A 17,806-nucleotide genomic window follows, 5' to 3' on the forward strand; every position below is an offset into this window, starting at 1 on the left:
TGGTAGGCCCCTGAACACCGCCCCGCCCCCGCGACTCCTACTCCCCCAACACCTGCCTCGGAGACCTGCCATGAACACCGCCGCCACCCTCGCCCAAGTCGACGCCATCGCCGCCAAGGCCGCTCCCAAAGCCGCCCCCAAAAGCGTCCTCAACGAGTCGCGTCAGATCGAGCGCGCCGCCATGCTCATCCGCATGGGCGCCCGCATGCAGGTCCTCGAGTCCGAAACCTCCCTCTCCTACGAGCGCCTCATCCGCCTCTACAAGGAAATCGCCGGCAAGTCCCCCTCCAAGGGCCAACTCCCCTTCTCCACCGACTGGTTCCTCACCTGGCAGGAAAACGTCCACGCCTCGCTGTTCCTCAACATCTACGAGTACCTCTCCAAAGGCGCCGACATGGACAGCATCGACCTGCTCACCAAAGCCTGGCGCCTCTACAGCGAACAAGTCGACTCCGCTGACATCGAACCCCTGCTCTCCTTCACCCGCGCCTGGCGCCTGGTCAAGTTCGTCGACGCCGACATGCTCACCATGACCGCCTGCTCCAAATGCACCGGCAAGTTCGTCACCGAACCCTATGAAAACGCACGCCACTTCCTTTGCGGCCTGTGCAACCCGCCCGCCCGCGCCGGCAAGAGCAAGGTCGCCAAGAGCCTGATGGTGCACTGAAGCGGCCCACCACACCGACCATGAAAAAAGGCCCGCTGCTGCGGGCCTTTGGCGTTGGGATGAGGCGTCAGCGCCGGGGCTCAGCCGCCCAGACCCACGTAGACGTGCTGCACGTCGTCGTTGCCGTCGATGGCCGCCAGGAAGGCTTCCACTTCTTCGAGCTGCTCGGCGCTCAGGCTGGCCGGGTCGATCGGGTTCTTGGGCTTGTAGCCCAGCTTGGCGGTCAGCACGGTGAAGCCATGGGTGGGCAAGGCACGGCTGACCAGGTCCAGGTCGGTCGGCGCGGTGATGAACAGGCTGCTGCCGTCTTCGTCGGCGGCTTCAAAGTCCTGCGCACCGGCTTCGATGGCGGCGAGTTCGGCGTCGGCGCCAGCCACCGCGGGTTCGGCCTCGATCAGGCCCACATGGTCGAAGTCCCAGGACACGGAGCCCGAGGTGCCCAGCTGGCCCTTGCGGAACAGCACGCGCATCTCAGGGGCGGTGCGGTTGACGTTGTCGGTCAGGCACTCGACCATCACCGCCACGCGGTGCGGGGCGTAGCCCTCGTAGATGACGTGCTCGAAGTTGACCGCATCGGCGCCAATGCCGGCCCCCTTCTTGATGGCCCGCTCCAGCGTGTCCTTGGGCATGGAGACCTTGCGCGCCTGCTCCAGCACCAGACGCAGGCGCGAGTTCAGCGAGGGGTCAGCGCCGCTGCGCGCGGCCACCATGATTTCTTTGGCCAACTTGCCAAACAGTTTGCCCTTGGCGTTGGCCGCCAATTCTTTGCCTTTTGCTTTCCACTGCGCGCCCATGTCTGATGTTCCTTGGATTGGTGTTGTCGCGCACCGGCCAGGCCGTGCCGGCCCCGGTGCGTGCAGGCCGGCCAGGCGTCCACGAGGACACCCGCGCCGGGCTGAGGGACACCGGTTATACACCGGCTGGCCCACCGGGACCGGTGCCCGCGCAGGCCGCCTGAACCGCCAAGCGCCCGCGCAGCCGTGGACCAGCAGGTCGGCGCGGGCCGCTGCGGCCTCACCAGACACGCACCCGGTCAGCGGGTTGACGCCACATCGCGTCCCCCGGCCGGGTTGCAAAAGCCCGGTGGAAGGCATCGAGGTTCATCAGCGGGGCATAACCGCGCACGGCGCTGTTGGCGTGGTAGTCGACGGCGGCCAGGAAGCGGATGCGCTCCTCGCGGGCCTTGTAAATCCACAACTGGGACCAGGCCACAAAGCAGCGCTGGTCTGTGCTCAGGCCATCCACCGGGGGCAGCGATCGGCCCTTCAAGGTGCGGTGCAGCGCCGCATGGGCCAGGGTCAGGCCGCCCAGATCGGCCGTGTTCTCGCCCAGCGTCAGCGCCCCATCCAGCGGCAGGCCCGGCAGCAGTTGGATCTGGTTGAACTGCGCCACCAACTGCTGGTTGCGCTTCTTGAACTCGGCCGTGGCCCGGGGCGTCCACCAGTCACGCACATTGCCCTCGGCATCGAACTGGCGGCCCATGCTGTCAAAGCCGTGGGTCAGCTCATGACCCAGCACCGCCCCCATGGTGCAGTAGTTCACCACCGGGTCGGCCCCTGGTGTGAAGAAGGGCGGCTGCGAGATGGCGGCGGTGATGTCGATGCCATTGAGCTGCGGGTCATAGGCCGCGTTGACTGAAATGGGCGTGGTGTGCCCCACTTCGGCAAAGCGCTGTCGCGTGGCCGGCTGGCCGACCTGATCAACCTCACGCTGCAGCTGGAAGGCCGCCAGACGCTGCTGGTTGCCCAGGTGGTCGTCGGGGCGGATGTCCACGCGGCTGAAGTCAATCCAGCGCTGCGGGTAACCCACCTGGATGTCGACCTTGGCCAGCTTGGCCAGCGCAGCGGCGCGGGTGGGGGCGTCCAGCCAAGGGTTGGTCTTCAGCCGGCGGGCGAACTCGGCCTTGATGTGGCCCACCATATGGGTGATGTCGCGCCGGGTGGCTTCGCTGTAGTGCTGCTGCACGTACAGCTGCGACAGCGGGTGGTAGAGCTGCTGCGACAGCGCCTGCACCACCTGTCGCTCCAGGGGCAGCGGCGCGGCCAGGCCGTCGCGCTGGCGCTGGTAGTCCTGGCTGAGCTGGAGCCAGGGCTGGCCCAGGTGGTCGGCATTCAGCGCCAGCACCGACCAGCGCAGCAGGGTCTGCACCTCTGAAGGCGGGCGCTGCGCCAACAGCTGCTGCAAAGCCCGCAGGCCGGCCAGGTCCTTCACCTGCAGACGCTCGGGCAGGCTCAGCTTGGCGGCAGCGGCCATCGCCCGCAGGTCGATGCCAGGGATCAGGGCCTGCGCCTCGTCCACCGTCATCAGGTTGTAGATCATGGCCGGGTCGTAGGCCTGCAAGGGCGTCAGTCGGGGGGCGGCCAGCGCGGTCTCCAGGGCCAGGATGGTGCGGGCCTTGGCCGCGGCCACGTCGGGCGCGTCCCCCAGTTGCTGGTGCACCCGGGTGACGTAGTCGACGTACAGCTCACGGACCTTCTGACTGGCCGGGTCGCTGTACTGGTCTTTGGACAAGGACAGGGCGCCAAGCTGCAGGGTCAGCAACACGCGGCGGCTGTCCTTCAGGTCGGGCATGGTCACCCAATTGAGCAGGGGCGAGTTGCCCGTGCTGGCCTGCAGGCGCAGCGAGAGCTGCGCCAGTTCGACCGGGCCGATGACCCGCGCCGCCGACTCCAGGTCGGCTTGCAGCGCTTGCAAGCCCACAGCGTTGCGCTGCGTCAGGTCCATGGCCGCACGGTAATAGTCGCCCACCTGCTGCGCCGGACTGCCCCGGGGAGATGAGCGCTGGCTGGCTTGCACCGCCAGGCCTTGCAGCTGGGTGTCGAGGTGCTTGCCCAACAGGGAGAAGCCACCGATGTCGGATTCGGCATCGGGGATGGTGAGCTGCCGAAGCCATTGGCCGTTGGCGTAGGCATAGAAGTCCTGCCGAGGGTCGACGCTGCGGTCCATGTGGCTGGGCGAGTACCCCAGCACCGCCGTCGGCGTCTGCGCGCTGGCGCGGACCGGCCGATGGATCCCATCGGCGAGCAGGGGCGGGCCCGCCTGCGCCAGAGCGCTGGACAAGGTCAGGACGGCAGCAGAAAGCAAGGGGCGCAAGGACATGGCAGCGTTGAAGTGGGGCAAGAGGATCCGGCGTGGCGCGATACCGACACCGCGTGGCGCCACGATAACCCAGGCCCGGCGCTGCGCCACCCCGGCCGCCCGCAAAACGGGGGCCGGGGCGGCGCCCAAACCTGGCCAGCACAGGCCAAAAAACATTATTCAGGTTAACCCTGAATAATTTCAAACTCGGTACACAGGCTTTAAAAAGACGCTACATCAAAATAGAGAATCAGCCCCTCCGCGGCGGGCCAGCCTCCATGCAGCCCCATTCACCTCGGGCGCCAGCGGACCGGCACCCACCGGCTGATTCAGACGCTTCAGCCCCATGGCCTGCGCCCATCCACCCAGACGGGCCCATGGTGGGCTTGGCCCGGGCTGCGGCCCAGCGGGCGCCGGGCCCAAGGCCGGGCATCACATCGCATCACATCACATCGCGCACGTTTAACCGATGTCAGCCTGTCATTCACCCCACCCAAGTGAACCCGAGGTAAATATTAATTAATTAATTTGCTTTGTACCCAAATCATGTTTGTTTGTATTTTGGTACATGCATTCTTCCGAGAAACAGAGCGATTTACTGGCGATTTATCAACCGCCTGCCCGGCGAAGCAAAACCTAGTATTCAGACACCACTCAACTCTCTGGAGAAACCCATGAGCAGCATCAACACGAGCGCCATGACCTGGATGCAGACGCCGGGTCCGTATGAAATCAACAACAAGGCATTCGGCCCCGTGGTCGCCTCGGCGATTGGGGTGGCCCAGGCCGCCGCCGACTCGGTCAGTGCGGTGTACTCGTTCAGCGCCGAGAGCCTGGACAAGTTGGCTGCCGCCACCGAAAACGGCTACGACTCGGTGGCGTCCACCGTCAACGACGCGGCCAGCGCCCTCAGCAGCGGGGTGGACAGCACCGTGTCGGCCCTGAGCAGCGCCGTGGACGAAGGCGGCAGCCTGATCAGCAGCCTGGGCGATGCCGCCAGCGAACTGGTGAGCGACATCGAAAGTGCCGCCTCCAGCGCGACCACCGCCGTCAGCGACGCGGCCAGCACCGTGACCAGCACGGTCAGTGATGCCGCGAACACGGTGTACGACGGCGCGGCCTCGGTGGTCGACGCCATCGGCGATGCGGCCTCCAGCACGGCGGCCTACCTGACCCTGGGCGCGCTGGGTGGCCAGCAACTGCTCCGGGAAATGGCCTGACCCCTCACCCAGCCCAAACCAGTCCAGAAGGAGGCCCGCATGACCCCCACCCCAAGCCCTTTGAAGACCCCCGCCCGCCCCGCTGCGCGTGTCCTGGCGGCCCTCAGCCTGGGCACCGCCTTGAGCGGCTGCTCCATCATCAGCCCCCTTCCGCTGTGGGAGCTGACCAAGGCCACGGGCGAAGTCACCGGCGTGGCCCTGCAGTCGAGCAAGGGCAAGGCCAGCGACACCATCTACCACCTGCACCCCACGGTCAAAACCGTCTGCATCGAATACAACCCCATGACCCAGGTGTCCGACGTGGTGCCGGCCCTGCAGGCCGAGCTGCGCCACCACTCGGTCGAAAGCCGCGTCTACAGCAGCAATGCCTGGAGCGACCGCTGCCCCGTGTGGCTGCGCTACAGCGCTTTTGTGGACTGGGGCACCCCGCCCTTCAGCGACCAGCACAAGCCCTACTTGAACCGGGCCTCACTGACCCTGCAACGCGACAACGGCCAGGTGCTGTCCACCAGCCACTACAACGTGGACTCCAGCTTCAGCACCGGCAAATGGGCCACCACCCGCGACAAGCTGGGTCCGGTGGTCACCGCCCTGCTGACCGGCTTTGAGAACTGAGCCGAGCCCCCTCCAAGGATTCCCCATGACACCGAACCAGCCCCTGTCCCTGAACCCGCTGCGCACGGCAGCCCCTCCCACCCGGCCCCGTGCCACGCGCGCGCGCCGCGCGCCGGCCTGGCGTCTGGCCGCGGCCACGCTGTGCCTGGCCGGCGCGGCCCTGCAAGGCTGCAGCAGCCCCCCGGTGAGCACCGTGACCGGCCCCATGAGCGCCCTGCCCGCGCCTGCACCGCTGAACCTGGAGCGGGTCAACAACGGCTCGCTGTTCCAGCCCGGCATGACCTCGGCCTCGATGTTCATGGACCGGCGCAAGCCGCGCAGCATTGGCGACACGCTGAAGGTGGACATCTCCGAAAGCATCAACGCCAGCAACGCACTGAGCACCGACAACAGCCGCGACAACGCCATGGCCGTCAAAGGCCCGGGCGTCAAGGGCGTGGGCAGCGGCATCATCCGCTCGCTGCTGAACCTGGACGCCTCGGCCTCGGGCAGCGACTCCTACAAGGGCACAGGCAAGACCACCGACAGCAGCAGCTTCACGGGCCAGTTGGCGGCCACGGTGATCAACGTGCTGCCCAACGGCAATCTGGTGGTCGCGGGCGAACGCAGCGTGGCCCTGAACGGCGGGGTCCGCACCCTGCGCTTCTCGGGCGTGGTCGACCCCAAGGACCTGAAGTCGGGCAATGTGGTGGCCTCCAGCGATGTGGTCAACGCCCGCCTGGAGATGGCCGGCCAGGGCGATGTGTCGGAGGCCGCGCAGCGCAACTGGTTGCAGCGCGTGCTGACCAACAGCCTGTCGGTGTGGTGAGCCCCAGGCTCAGGTCGGGCGCAGGCGCAGGGCTTGCGCCAGCGTGTCGCTGTCGTGGACGTCGGGGGGCGCGGCGACGTGGCGACCGGTGTCGCGCAGCTGGGCAAAGCCTTCTTGCTGACGCGCCCGGGCCGCCTCGCGGTCGCGGATGCGCAGCGCCAGCCCGCCGGCCGCGCGTTCGCCCTCCTGGCCCAGCATGGCACGCGCCGGGCCGATGCCACAGCGCTTGCGCAGCTGGTCGATCTGCTGCTGCAGTTCTGCATGCTGCGGGATGCGGGCCTGGTTGCGGGTCAGGATCTGCTGGCCCAGGTCCAGCAGCTTGGTGTTCATGGTCTCGTCGGCGCCGTCCAGCAACTGCTCCACCGCGCCAGTCACATCGCCGCCCAGGCTGCGGCCCATGGAGACCTCGGCCAGGCTGTTGATGTGGGCCAGGCTGGCCCGCACCACCTCGCCGTAGGGCGGGTGCAGCTGGCAGGCGTTGGCGATCAGCTCGGCCAGGCCGCGCGTGTTGGCAAAGCGCAAGCCCACGCTGCGCACCCAGCCTTCGGCTTCGTTGACGCGCAAGCCGACCACTTCCATCACCGCGAGCAGGTTGCACAGGTTGCAGGCGGCTTCAAAGTCAAAGTCGGGCTGCACCAGCTCCGCGGCCAAGGCGCTGACCCCGGCGGCCGCCTCGGCGTGGCGCAGGCTGTAGAGGTGGCTCAGCACCTGGGCCACTTCGCCAAAGCGGCGCACCCGGGCACTGCCCGCATGCCGGTGACCGATGCGGCCAAAGTCGGCCAGGCAGCGTTCCAAGCCGCGCCGGTCACGCTCGGCCAGGTAGCAAAACGCCAGCAGCACCAGGGACTGGAAGTCATAGAGCTTGGAGTTGAGGCCCAGGATGGTGGCGCGGGCCAGCCAGACCTTGGCGGTCCGCAGGTCGCCGGTGTAGTAGGCCATCATGCCGCTCTTTTGCAGCCGGGCCACGGACTCAGGCGTCAACTCGGTGGCGCGCCGGAAGGTGCCCATGGCGCCGCCAAAGTCGGCCACTTCGACCTGGGCCCGGCCCAGCACGTCGTAGGCGTCGGCAAAGCTGGCGTCGTCTTCGATCATTTGCGACAGCCCTGAAATGGCTTTCGAGGACTGGCCAGCCTCGATCTGGGCACGCGCAATGCCCAGGCGCGCCCAGGGCATGGCGCGCTCGGCCAGCACCGCCTTGTACAGGGTCTCGGCCTCGCGGTGGCGGCCCTGGCGCAGCAGCAGCTCGGCGCCAATGCGCGCGACGTACAGCCAGTAGGGCTCACGGGCCTGGAAGCGCTGCAGGCACAGGTCGGCCGCGTGCTCGAGCTGCTGGCGCTCCAGCGCCTCAAAAATCGGTTGCAGGTGGCGTTTGCGCAAGCGCGCCAGGCTCAGGCGCTCAAACAAGGTGGCGGGGGTGAAGGGCTTGAGCAGGTAGCCGTCCAAGGCCGATTCGGCGGCTTCGGCCACGGCGCCATAGGAGGCCTCGGCCGTGACCATGAAAAACACCGTGGAAAAAGGCAGCAAGTTGGCCCGCCGCAGGTCGTCCAGCAGGGTCTGGCCCGAGTAGTGGTGCTCGGCAAAGAACTGCTCGCACAGCACGAAGTCGAACACCGTGTGCTCGAGCCGGTTCCGGGCGTCCTGGATGCGGCTGCACTGCACAACCTGGCCCACGCCGTAATCGCGCAGCTGGCGCACCAGAATCGAGCGCGAGGTGGTGTTGCCATCGATCACCAAGGCCTGGGTGTCTGCGATATCGCGCGAAGAATCGAGGGCCATGAGGTGAGAATCGGAGCGGGAACGTAATTTGCTGACCTGTTTGTAACAGGATTTAACAATACTCATCAGGGCCAAAGAAGCCCTGTGGTCGGAAATGGGGAAATATTGCCGCCAAGCCTGGTCGGCCTGCCCTGACCGACGCCTTCAGGAGGTGTTCAAGTGAAATTTTTGACTGTGTTCGTGGTGTTGGTGCTGGCGGCGCTGGTGGTGGGGTGGCTGCTGCGCCGGGGCCGCCAAGCGCCCCAGGCGCGACCCGCCGCGCCCCCCAGCGTGCCGGCGCCCCGCCGGCCCGCGGGTTCAAGCAGCCCCTCGGGGCCCCAAGCCACCCCCGCGCCCATGCCGGATCCGCACAGCGAGCCCCCGCCCCCACCAGCGCCGATGCCTGAGGCCCTGGCAGCCTTTCAATGGGTCAGCCGCAGCAGCCTGTCCGAAGCGCGCCAAAAAGCCATCATGGCGGCGCTGCAACGCCTGCCCGCCCCCTCGCGGGCCTTGCACCAGTTGGTGGCGCCCGACTTTCTGGCCCAGGCCAGCTCCAGCGACCTGGCCGAGCTGATTCAAGGCGAACCGCAAGTGGCCGCCAAGGTGCTGGCCACGGTCAACTCGCCCTTGTTTGGTCTGCAGGTGCCGGTGATGAGCATCGGGCCGGCCGTCACCTACCTGGGCCTGAACACCGTGCGCGGCATCTGCCTGCGCTACATGCTGGAGGACGCCTTCCCCCACAGCGACCCGCAGGTGAAGCGCTACTTCGCCCAGGTCTGGGGGGCCAGCACCCTGGCCAGCGAACTGTGCCAACGCCTGGCCCCGGTGGGACACCAGGCCGACCCGGGCACGCTGTCGACCCAGGTCTTGCTGTCATTCCTGGGGCGCCTGGCCCTGGCCTCGCTGCTGCCCACGCCCACCTTGCTGGCCTTGGCCGACCAGGACTTGCTCAGCCGCTGCCAGCGCGAACAGGCCGAACTGGGCTTGAATGCCAGCGAGGTCGGCGCCCTGTTGATGCAGTCCTGGCAACTGCCTGAGGCGCTGATCCACAGCACCCAGGAGATTGACCGCCTGCTGATCAGCCCACCCCACCCGCCAAAGACCAAGGCAGACCAGCGCCGGGCCCTGACCTACCTCAGTGCGCGCCTGGGCGAACGCCTGATGTGGGGCCGGGCCACGCCGGCCCAAGCCCAGGCCTTGGTGATGGGCCCCGAGGCGGACTTCCACCACCTGCAGCAGCACCTGCACGGCCCCACCTTGGGCGGGGTGCCCGCGTGGCTGGCCACGGCGGACTGGCAGTGCCAGATCGGCCAGATGCAGCAACGCCTGCAAGCCGAGCTGCCCTGAGCACGGGCGGGCTGCAGCGCTGCGCTCAGCCCTGCCGATCGGCCGCCAGCTTGCTGAAGAACGGCGAACTCCCGCTGGCCGCCGCCAACTGGGCCGCGCAGGCCAGCAACTCGGGGCCCAGGGCCTGCATGCGCTCAGGCGTGAAGCGCACGGCGGGGCCGGCAATGCTCAAGGTGCCCAAGGCTGCTTGCCCGGCCAGGCGCACGGGCGCCGCCATGGCGTTCAGGCCGGCGGTGTAGGTTTCAAAGCTCATGCTGTAGCCCCGCTCGCGCGTGGCGCGCAGGGCGGCGCGCACCGCCTCCAGGGTGGTCGGGGCCTGCGGGCCGTACTGGCCCAGCTGCGCCAAGCCTTGCTGGCTGACCCGGGCCAGCGCGTCTTCTTCGGGCAACACCGACAACCAGGCCAAGCCGGACGAGGTGCAGGCCAAGGGCGCGGTGCTGCCCATGTCGGGGTCATAACGCAGGCCTTGGCGAGCGCCCTGGGCGCGCGCCACCCACGTCAGGCCAGGGCCCTCGGCCACGGCCAGGCGCACCAGCTCGCCCGAGGTGGCGGCCAGCCGATCCAGCAGCGGCTGGGCAATGTCGATCACGCCGGAGTGGCTGAGAAAACTCAGGCCCAGGGCCACCAGCTTGGTGGTCAGCAGGTAGTCGCCGTGCTCGCGCGTCTGGCGCACATAGCCGCAGCGCACCAGGTCGGTCAGCAAGCGGTGCACCGCGCTGCGCGGGATGTCCAGCTGATCGGCCACAAAGGCCAGCTCCACGCCATGCGCGTGCTGCGCCAGCAACTCCAGGATGCGCAAAGTCCGTTCCAACACGCCGCTCATGTCCGTTCACTCCAAGCCAAGCCGGCCGATAGGGTAACTGAGCCCAGGCCGGGGCCGGAGCGCGCGCCCTGCGCGCAAAACGTGCGCACAGCGGCCAGGCTGCCGGGCCCGTGCCCGGCTGGCTTGCCGGCATACTCCACGGATCACTGAAGCCTTGGCATTTCCAGCGCAAAATCGGCGCAGTTGGATGCGCAAGCAGAGAGGAACCCATGACCGACGCCGGCCACGACCGCGAATCCGTGCCTGAGATGCCCAACCGGCTGGGCCTGGACGGGATCGAATTTGTTGAATACGCCACCACCCGCCCCCAAGCCCTGGGCCATGTGCTGGAGATGATGGGCTTTCGCCCCATCGCCCGCCACCGCTCGCGCGAGGTGACCCTGTACCGCCAAGGCGACATGAACGTGGTGGTCAACGCCCACCCCGACGACGCCCGGGTGAGCGCTGTGGTGGACAACAAGCCGGTGATCTCGGCGGTGGCCTTTCGGGTGCGGGACGCCTTGCGCGCGCACAGCCGCTGCGTCGAGCTCGGCGCGTGGTCCGTGCCCAGCCATGCCCAGGCCATGGAGCTGCACATCCCGGCCATCCACGGCCCCGGCGGCTGCCGCTTCTACCTGGTGGACCGCTGGCAGGAATTTTCGATCTACGACATCGACTTCAAGCCCATCCCCACCGTCGACCCGCACCCGCCCGCCATCGAAGGCATGAACTACTTTGGCCTGGTGCAGTACGTGAATGTGGGCCGCAGCGAAGACTGGATCCGCTATTACGAGAACATGTTCGACTTCAGCGTGATCCCCGAGGAAGAACGCTTCGGCATCCTGCCCAAGGGCAAGGTGCTCAAGAGCCCCTGCGGCCAGTTCATGTGGCAGCTGATCGAACCGGACCCCTGGATGGAAAGCCACCAGGCGCCCGAAAGCCTGGAGCGCATCGGCCTGGGCGTGCCCGACGTGGGCGCCGCCGTGGCGGCCCTGAAGGCGCGCGGCATCGAGTTCATCGAAACCAGCGCCCTGCACCCCGAAGACCGAGGTGCCCTGACCCGCAAGGTGCTGGGCTCGGTCTCGTTTGAGTTGGTCCACCGCAGCGTTTGAACAAGGGCCCCGCATGAACTTGCTCGACCGCTACGGCATGGACACCAGCAGCCTGGCTGGCCCGCTGGAGGCCCGGCTGGCCGCCATGAAGGCGGCTGGCTTTTCGCAGGTGATGCTGCACGCCCACGACCTGGTCGGCCACCCCGGTGGCGTGGCCGAAGCCGTGCAGGCGGTGCAGGCCAGTGGCCTGCGCCCGACCGGCTTGCAGGTGCTGCGCGACTACGAAGGCCTGAGCGGCGTGCTGCACGACTACAAGGTCGACATCGCCAAAAGCCTGTTGCAAACCTGCGCCCAGGCCGGCAGCCAGCTGTTGGTGCTGAGCTCCAGCACCTCGCCGCACGCGAGCGCCGACTGGGACACCCTGGCCGCCGACCTGCGCAAGCTGGCCATGCTGGCCGTGCCCCTGGGCATCCGCGTGGCCTACGAGGCCCTGTCCTGGGGCCGCACGGTGAACGACTTTGTGACCGCCTGGGACCTGGTCTGCGACGCCGACTGCCCCAACCTGGGCCTGTGCCTGGACACCTTCCACATCCTGGCGGCCAAGACGCCGCTGGACGCGCTGGCCGAGATCGACCCAGAGCGCATCTTCCTGGTCCAGCTGTCGGACTTCATGTGGCACGAAATCCCCACCGTAGAAGACCGCATGACCACGGCGCGCAGCCTGCGCGTGTTCCCCGGTGAGGGCGCGCACAGCGAGCCCCTGGCCGACCTGGCCCTGCGCCTGGACCGCCTGGGCTACACCGGCGACTACAGCTTTGAGGTCTTCAACGAGGACTACCAGCAGCTGCCCCTGGACACCGTGGCCGCCCGCGCCCGGCGCGCGGCCGGTTGGCTGCATGACGACGTGCTGCGCAAGGCGGCGCCGCTGCCCTTGTGGGCCACCCAGCGGCCCTGAGCTGAGTCAGCGGCTGCGCGCGGGGCCGCTCACAGGACCTGGCGCAAGGTCTGCACCACCTCGGCCACGCGCGGCAGCAAGCGCGCCACCACTTCTTCGCGGCTGAGTTGCATGGTCATGGTCGAACCAATGGCCCCCACGCACTCGCCTTTGCGCGTCTTCACGGGCATGGCAAAGCCACGCAGGCCGGTGTTCAGGTGCTGCTCGGCCACCCAGTAGCCCTGCTCGCGGGCGGCGTGCACCTCGCGCAAAAAGGTCTCGGCGTCGGTGGGCGTGGTGGCGGTGAAGGCCGCGAATTCATGCTGGCCGACCCAGGTTTGCAGCTCGGCCGCCCCCCAGGTCGACAAGATGGCAGCCCCGGGCGTGACCACATGGGCGGGCACACGGGCACCGACCGAGAAGCCGATCGACACCATGCGATTGCTCTGGCTGCGCGCCAGGTAGACCACCTCATGGCCGTCGAGCACGCTGAAGTTGAAGTTCTCGCCGCACTCATTGGCCAGGCGCTGAATGAAGGGCTGGACCAGGCGCGGCAGGCGTGCCGCGCTGAGGTAGCTTTGGCCCAGGCGCAGGATGCGCGGCGCCAGCCAGAAGCGCTTGCCATCGGTTTCCGCGTACCCAAAATGCACCAGGCTGAGCAGGTAGCGGCGCGCCGCTGTGCGCGACAGGTCGGCGCGGACCGCCGCCTCGGACGCGGTCAGGCGCGGCGTCTCGTCGTCAAAGGCCTCGATGACGCGCAGGCCCTTGCCCAGGCCTTCGATGATGTTCTGTCGGTCAATCTCCATGGCGTGTTTGTAGCCGCCGATGCGCCGGCACCGAGTACGCAAAAACCCTATAAACACACTTATTTCGGACGTGGCGTCCGATTACCGCTCAAAAATCCCCGGTTTGGCTTGAGCTGAGGGCTGGGCCGCACCATAGTGCGGGCCATTCTTTGTTTTGCCGCTGCGCTGCTGCAGCCTTGTCATCCATGTCCATCAACGGCCTGACCCGGGTCTTCTTCGTGCTCGGCGACCCGGTTGCCCAAGTGCGGGCCCCCCAGTTGTTCAACCCCTTGTTCCGGCGCTTTGGCGAGAACGCGGTGCTGGTGCCTGCCCATGTGGCGCCCGAACGCTGCGAAGCCTTTGTGCGCGGTGTGCTGGGCGCGGGCAACATGGACGGCCTGTGGCTGACCATCCCGCACAAGACCGCCGCGCTGGACTGGCTGGACCACTGCAACCCGAGCGGGCGCCGGGCCGCCGCCGTGAACGCCGTGCGCCGGCGCCCCGATGCCAGCCTGGAAGGCGCGCTGTTCGACGGCCTGGGCCTGGCCAAGGCGCTGGACCACCAGGGCGTGGCCACCACCGGCCAGCGGGTGTTGCTGGTGGGCACGGGCGGGGCCGGGATGGCCATTGCGGCGGCCTTGTCAGAGCGCCCTCTGGCCGAGTTGGCCTTGTACGACGCCCAGCCAGGCCGCGCCAGCGCGCTGGCAGCGCGCCTGCAAGCCGACAGCGCCTGCCCGCTGAGCACCCCCGGCCAGCTGGACCCGGCCGGCTTCAGCCTGGTGGTGCACGCCACACCGCTGGGCCTGCGCGCCGACGACCCCCTGCCCTTCGCAGTGCAGGCGCTGGACCCAGGCGCCGTGGTGTTCGACATCCTCATGAAAACCGCAGGCACGCCGCTGCAGCGCGCCTGCGAGGCCGCCGGTGTGCGCTACCACCCGGGCTTTGACATGCTGGTGCAGCAGGTGCCCGACTACCTGCGCTTTTTCGGCTTTGAGTCCATGGCGGCCACACTGGAATGGGACCTGGCGCCGGTGCGGGCACTGATCACCAGCGACTGAAGGGCCGCACTGACGTCGCCTGGCTGAGCCCCACAAGGCCTCACAAGTCGCGCAAAGCCGCCTCGACCTGGGCTTGGAACGCCTGTTCATCGCCCAAGGCCTGGGCTTGCAGCAGGGCCAGCTTGACCAGCAACAGCTCGATCTTGCCCGGCCCGGCCTGGTCGATGGCCTGGGCCAGGGTGTCGTAGACGGCCTCCAGGGCGCCAATGCCCAGGCCAGAAGTCATCGGTGCGGTGTTCATGAGGCGACTCCGGTGGGGCCCAGCGCGCTGCGCAAGGCCGATTGCAAACGGTGGCCGTCCAGGCTGAGCCAGCGGGCGCACACATGCTGGTCGGGACGCAGCAGGTAGGCCGCCCCAGGACCACGCAGGCCCCATCGCTGGCGCACCCGGCCCGCGGCGTCGGCCAGGGTCTGGTCGGCGCCCGCCACCGGCTGGGCGCTGCCGATCGCGGTCACCCGCAGGGGCAGGCCCTGCGCGCGCGCCTGGGCCACCACGGCCTGCACGGTGTCGGGCAAGGCCTCGCCCGTGCTGGCGTAGAGCAGATGGAACACGGCACCCAGGTGGTCCAGCAGGTAATCATCCGGCCCGAGGTTCACGTTCTGCGGTGTTGCGCCATGGCCTGGGCCGGCCTGGAACAAGGCGTTGTCGTCGCCCGCGCTGTTGAGCGCCGAGTGCCGGTACTCGTGCGGGCGCGAGGTGCGCCAGTGGTAGAGCGGCCCCACAAAAGGCTGGCTCAGCGAGAGCGAGAGCACCGCGTCGCGCAGCAGGCGGAAGCCGCGCGTGGGCGGGGTCATGAAGCGAGTGCTTTTGCCGGCCTCGTCGATGATCTCGCGTGCGGCGGCGACGCGCTCTTGGCTGTAGCTGTCCAGCAAGCGCTCCGAGGCCACGCCGCGCTGCACCAGGGCCAGGCGCCAGGCCAGGGCCTGGGCGTCCTGGAAGCCGGTGTTGGCGCCGCGCACGCCAAAGATGGGCAGCAAATGCGCCGCGTCGCCGGCGAACAGCACGCGGCCGCAGCGGTAGTCCGGCAGGGTCAGGGTGCGGGCCGAGTAGACCGATGACCAGTCCATCTCCCAGGGCTGGCCGGCGTGGCCAATCTGCGCCAGCAAGGCGTTGATGCGCTGGGCCAGGGCCTCGGGCTGCAAGGCCTGCTCGGGGCTTTCATCGGCGGGCAGTTGGTAGTCGATGCGCCACAGGCCGTGCGGCTGGCGGTGCATGAGGACGGTGTTGCCGGGGTTCCAGTCGGGGTCAAAAAACGCCAGGCGCTCGGTGGGCAGGGGCAGGTCGATGCGGATGTCCGCGATCACAAAGCGCCCCTCGTAGGAGGCCCCTTCCAGCTTGAGGTTCAGCAGGCTGCGCAGGCCTGAACGGGCGCCGTCGGCTGCGATCAGCCAGTCACTGTCCAGGGTGTAAGGCCCCTCGGGGGTGTCGACCTCGATCTGCGCGTGGTCCGCCTGCTGGCGCACCTGGGTCACGCGATTGCCCCAGCGGAAGTCGATCAGCGGGTGGGCCAAGGCCGCGTCCACCAGATAGCCCTCGAGAAAGGGTTGCTGCAGGTTGATCAGGGGAAAGAAGCGGTCGTCGGGGTCGTGCGGTGCCTCCATGCGGTAGACCCGCTGCCCGCGGTAGAAGGAGTTGCCAAAGCGCCAGGGCAAGCCGTTTTGGCTGACCCGGTCGGCCACACCGAGCTGCTGCAGGATCTCCATGGAGCGGCGCGTGAAGACGATGGCCCGGCTGCCCTCGGACACCTGCAACTCGCTCTCCAGCACCACGCAGCGCACGCCAGCCTGGGCCAGGCCCAGGGCCGCCGTCAGCCCCACTGGGCCCGAGCCGACCACCACCACCGCTTGGCGCGCCTGAGGCCCGTGAGCGGAAGGGCGCCAGGCGGCATGCACCCGGTAGTCGTAATAAAGCGAGCGGCGCGCTTGTTCGCAAGGCTGGTGCATGCAGGTCTCCTGGAGGGGCATCAGCCTCGGATTGGGCTGATGGGAATGCCCCTGATTCTAGGCTTTTTGGTTGCGCGCGCAACCTTTAAAGCCCAAATTGAATACGTGGTTCCACGCAGGGCTTCGCCTGCTTGACATACACTTCCGTGTAACAAAACGAAAGCACACCCAAAGGGCTCATCGCCCTTTCAACGGCGTGCAGACAAACTACTCCCCCGGCGCGCAGCGGGGTTTTTCATGAGATACACCGAAACCAAAGCGAGAAGTGCTGAGCTGCTCCGACTGACCCTGGCCCACATGGGGCATCACTCGGCTGCGTTCAACCCGCTGACCTTCACGCTTTGGTACGAGTACGCGTCGGGCATGAACCCCAAGCTCAATGCCGCCATTGAGTTGCGCCTGGGCCAGGCCCAGCCCGTGGACGACGCCACCGTGCTGAGCCTGTACCGCGAGCACATCGCCCCGGCCGACACCGAACAGGTCGAGCTGATCGCCCAGGAAATGCAGCGGCTGATGAAGACCGTGTCGGACTCGGCCTCGGAGACCGGCCACCAGGCAGGCACTTTTGGCGTGCAGCTCAATGAGCTCAGCGAGGTGCTGGAAACCCAAAGCGCCGACACCACCCTCAAGCCCCACCTGGAGCGGGTGCGCGAAGGCACCGTGGGCATGAAGCTGGCGGTGGACACGCTGCAAAACCGGGTCAACCAAAGCCAGAGCGAAATCCAGCGCCTGCGCAGCGACTTGGAGCGCACGCGCGAAGAAGCCATGCTGGACCCGCTGACCGGCCTGCTCAACCGCAAAGGCTTTGACCAGCGCCTGCAAGCCCTGCTGAGCCATCCGACCCAGCCTGGCGAGAGCCACTGCCTGCTGATGTTGGACATCGACCACTTCAAGAGCGTCAACGACACCCACGGCCACCTGATGGGCGACCGGGTGATCCAGGGCCTGAGCGAAATCTTGCGCACCTCGGTGACCCGCCCGACCCAGGCGGTGGCTCGCTATGGCGGTGAGGAATTTGCCATCGTGCTGCCGCAGACCAGCAAGGCTGAAGCGGTCCAGATCGCCGAAACCATCCGCGCCCGCACCAAGGCCATGAAGCTGCGCAACCGCAGCACGCAAGAGGTGGTGCTGACGGTGACCATCTCCAGCGGCGTGGCCGAGTGGCGCCCCGGTGATGACGCGCACTCGCTGATCGCGCGCGCCGATGCGGCGTTGTACGCCTCCAAAAAGAACGGCCGCGACCGCGTCACCTGCCACTGAGGCGGGCCGCCGCCACGGGCCGGGGCCCGCCAGGGCGAAGACTCAGGCGCTCAACTCAAACAGGCTGGTGGCTTCCAGGTCCAGCACCTCGGTGCCCAGCTGATTGAACAGCTGCCAACGCCAACGCAGGATGCCCAGCGTGGGCTGGCTTTGCGAGCGACGGGTTTCCAGCACCGTGGCGCGCAGGCGCAGGGCGTCGCCCGGGCGCACCGGGTGTGGCCATTTCACATAGGCCAGGCCCGGCGAGGCAAAGGACTCCGAGCCGCGCAGCGCGGTCTCCGCCACCAACTGCATGGCGATGCCGCAGGTCTGCCAGCCACTCGCAATCAAGCCGCCAAAGCGGCCGGCCTCGGCCCGCTCAGGCTCGGTGTGGAACCACTGCGGGTCGTAGCGCTGGGCAAAGGCCAGCAGCTCGGTGCGCTCCAGCAGTCGCGGGCCGGCCTCGATGACCTGGCCCACGGAAAAGTCAGCAAAGCGCATG

17 protein-coding genes are annotated in these 17,806 nt (G+C 67.9%); 9 read left to right on the forward strand and 8 right to left on the reverse strand.

Annotation, left to right across the window (positions count from 1 at the left end):
* Nucleotides 1-70: 70 nt before the first annotated feature.
* Nucleotides 71-667, forward strand: a complete 597-nt coding sequence (flhC, locus tag PSQ39_RS00005; RefSeq protein ID WP_273924539.1) for a flagellar transcriptional regulator FlhC — start codon at nt 71-73, stop codon at nt 665-667.
* Nucleotides 668-747: 80 nt separating this feature from the next.
* Here flhC and PSQ39_RS00010 read toward each other — a convergent pair whose 3' ends face one another.
* Both PSQ39_RS00010 and PSQ39_RS00015 read right to left on the reverse strand, forming a co-directional pair.
* Complete coding sequence (locus tag PSQ39_RS00010) at nt 748-1,461, reverse strand: YebC/PmpR family DNA-binding transcriptional regulator (RefSeq protein ID WP_273924540.1); 714 nt, start codon at nt 1,459-1,461, stop codon at nt 748-750.
* A gap of 220 nt (nt 1,462-1,681) precedes the next feature.
* Nucleotides 1,682-3,766: a M13 family metallopeptidase gene (locus PSQ39_RS00015; RefSeq protein ID WP_273924541.1), complete on the reverse strand. Its 2,085-nt coding sequence runs from the start codon at nt 3,764-3,766 to the stop codon at nt 1,682-1,684.
* Between the two features lie 653 nt (nt 3,767-4,419).
* Between PSQ39_RS00015 and PSQ39_RS00020 the strand changes: the two genes are divergently transcribed.
* From PSQ39_RS00020 to PSQ39_RS00030, 3 genes are read left to right on the forward strand one after another with little or no spacing between them, the layout of a single operon-like run.
* A complete protein-coding gene (locus tag PSQ39_RS00020; protein ID WP_273924542.1) occupies nt 4,420-4,965 on the forward strand; it encodes a hypothetical protein in 546 nt (181 codons plus the stop codon).
* Between the two features lie 39 nt (nt 4,966-5,004).
* On the forward strand, nt 5,005-5,580 hold the full coding sequence (locus PSQ39_RS00025) for a cell division protein FtsI (protein ID WP_273924543.1): 576 nt from the start codon (nt 5,005-5,007) through the stop codon (nt 5,578-5,580).
* 25 nt (nt 5,581-5,605) lie between these two features.
* On the forward strand, nt 5,606-6,388 hold the full coding sequence (locus PSQ39_RS00030) for a flagellar basal body L-ring protein FlgH (RefSeq protein ID WP_273924544.1): 783 nt from the start codon (nt 5,606-5,608) through the stop codon (nt 6,386-6,388).
* 9 nt (nt 6,389-6,397) lie between these two features.
* Here PSQ39_RS00030 and PSQ39_RS00035 read toward each other — a convergent pair whose 3' ends face one another.
* A complete protein-coding gene (locus PSQ39_RS00035) occupies nt 6,398-8,164 on the reverse strand; it encodes a response regulator (protein WP_273924545.1) in 1,767 nt (588 codons plus the stop codon).
* 159 nt (nt 8,165-8,323) lie between these two features.
* Between PSQ39_RS00035 and PSQ39_RS00040 the strand changes: the two genes are divergently transcribed.
* The gene (locus PSQ39_RS00040; RefSeq protein ID WP_273924546.1) at nt 8,324-9,490 is read left to right on the forward strand and encodes an HDOD domain-containing protein; all 1,167 of its coding nucleotides are present in this window, start codon (nt 8,324-8,326) and stop codon (nt 9,488-9,490) included.
* 25 nt (nt 9,491-9,515) lie between these two features.
* Here PSQ39_RS00040 and PSQ39_RS00045 read toward each other — a convergent pair whose 3' ends face one another.
* Nucleotides 9,516-10,313: an IclR family transcriptional regulator gene (locus PSQ39_RS00045; RefSeq protein WP_273924547.1), complete on the reverse strand. Its 798-nt coding sequence runs from the start codon at nt 10,311-10,313 to the stop codon at nt 9,516-9,518.
* Between the two features lie 209 nt (nt 10,314-10,522).
* On the opposite strand from PSQ39_RS00045, the gene PSQ39_RS00050 reads away from it, so the two are divergent.
* Nucleotides 10,523-11,404, forward strand: coding sequence for a VOC family protein (locus tag PSQ39_RS00050; protein ID WP_273924548.1), 882 nt, complete (start codon nt 10,523-10,525; stop codon nt 11,402-11,404).
* Nucleotides 11,405-11,417: 13 nt separating this feature from the next.
* Nucleotides 11,418-12,299 (forward strand): sugar phosphate isomerase/epimerase family protein, encoded by an 882-nt coding sequence (locus PSQ39_RS00055; RefSeq protein WP_273924549.1) that lies wholly within the window; start codon nt 11,418-11,420, stop codon nt 12,297-12,299.
* A gap of 29 nt (nt 12,300-12,328) precedes the next feature.
* Here the strand turns inward: PSQ39_RS00055 and PSQ39_RS00060 are convergent, their stop codons facing one another.
* Nucleotides 12,329-13,084, reverse strand: coding sequence for an IclR family transcriptional regulator domain-containing protein (locus PSQ39_RS00060; protein ID WP_273924550.1), 756 nt, complete (start codon nt 13,082-13,084; stop codon nt 12,329-12,331).
* Between the two features lie 185 nt (nt 13,085-13,269).
* On the opposite strand from PSQ39_RS00060, the gene PSQ39_RS00065 reads away from it, so the two are divergent.
* Complete coding sequence (locus PSQ39_RS00065) at nt 13,270-14,121, forward strand: shikimate dehydrogenase family protein (protein ID WP_273924551.1); 852 nt, start codon at nt 13,270-13,272, stop codon at nt 14,119-14,121.
* 40 nt (nt 14,122-14,161) lie between these two features.
* Here PSQ39_RS00065 and PSQ39_RS00070 read toward each other — a convergent pair whose 3' ends face one another.
* Both PSQ39_RS00070 and PSQ39_RS00075 read right to left on the reverse strand, forming a co-directional pair.
* Nucleotides 14,162-14,362 carry a DUF2783 domain-containing protein gene (locus PSQ39_RS00070; protein ID WP_273924552.1) on the reverse strand — a complete coding sequence of 67 codons (201 nt, stop codon included), beginning with the start codon at nt 14,360-14,362 and terminating at the stop codon, nt 14,162-14,164.
* Nucleotides 14,359-16,065: an FAD-dependent monooxygenase gene (locus PSQ39_RS00075; RefSeq protein ID WP_273924553.1), complete on the reverse strand. Its 1,707-nt coding sequence runs from the start codon at nt 16,063-16,065 to the stop codon at nt 14,359-14,361. The genes PSQ39_RS00070 and PSQ39_RS00075 overlap by 4 nt, the downstream gene beginning before the upstream one ends.
* A 237-nt stretch (nt 16,066-16,302) precedes the next feature.
* On the opposite strand from PSQ39_RS00075, the gene PSQ39_RS00080 reads away from it, so the two are divergent.
* Nucleotides 16,303-17,325 (forward strand): GGDEF domain-containing protein, encoded by a 1,023-nt coding sequence (locus tag PSQ39_RS00080; RefSeq protein ID WP_273924554.1) that lies wholly within the window; start codon nt 16,303-16,305, stop codon nt 17,323-17,325.
* A gap of 42 nt (nt 17,326-17,367) precedes the next feature.
* Here PSQ39_RS00080 and PSQ39_RS00085 read toward each other — a convergent pair whose 3' ends face one another.
* A complete protein-coding gene (locus PSQ39_RS00085) occupies nt 17,368-17,805 on the reverse strand; it encodes a MaoC family dehydratase (protein ID WP_273924555.1) in 438 nt (145 codons plus the stop codon).
* Nucleotide 17,806 lies beyond the last annotated feature (1 nt).

This window comes from Curvibacter microcysteis (assembly GCF_028649455.1).
Classification (GTDB): Bacteria; Pseudomonadota; Gammaproteobacteria; order Burkholderiales; family Burkholderiaceae_C; genus Curvibacter; species Curvibacter microcysteis.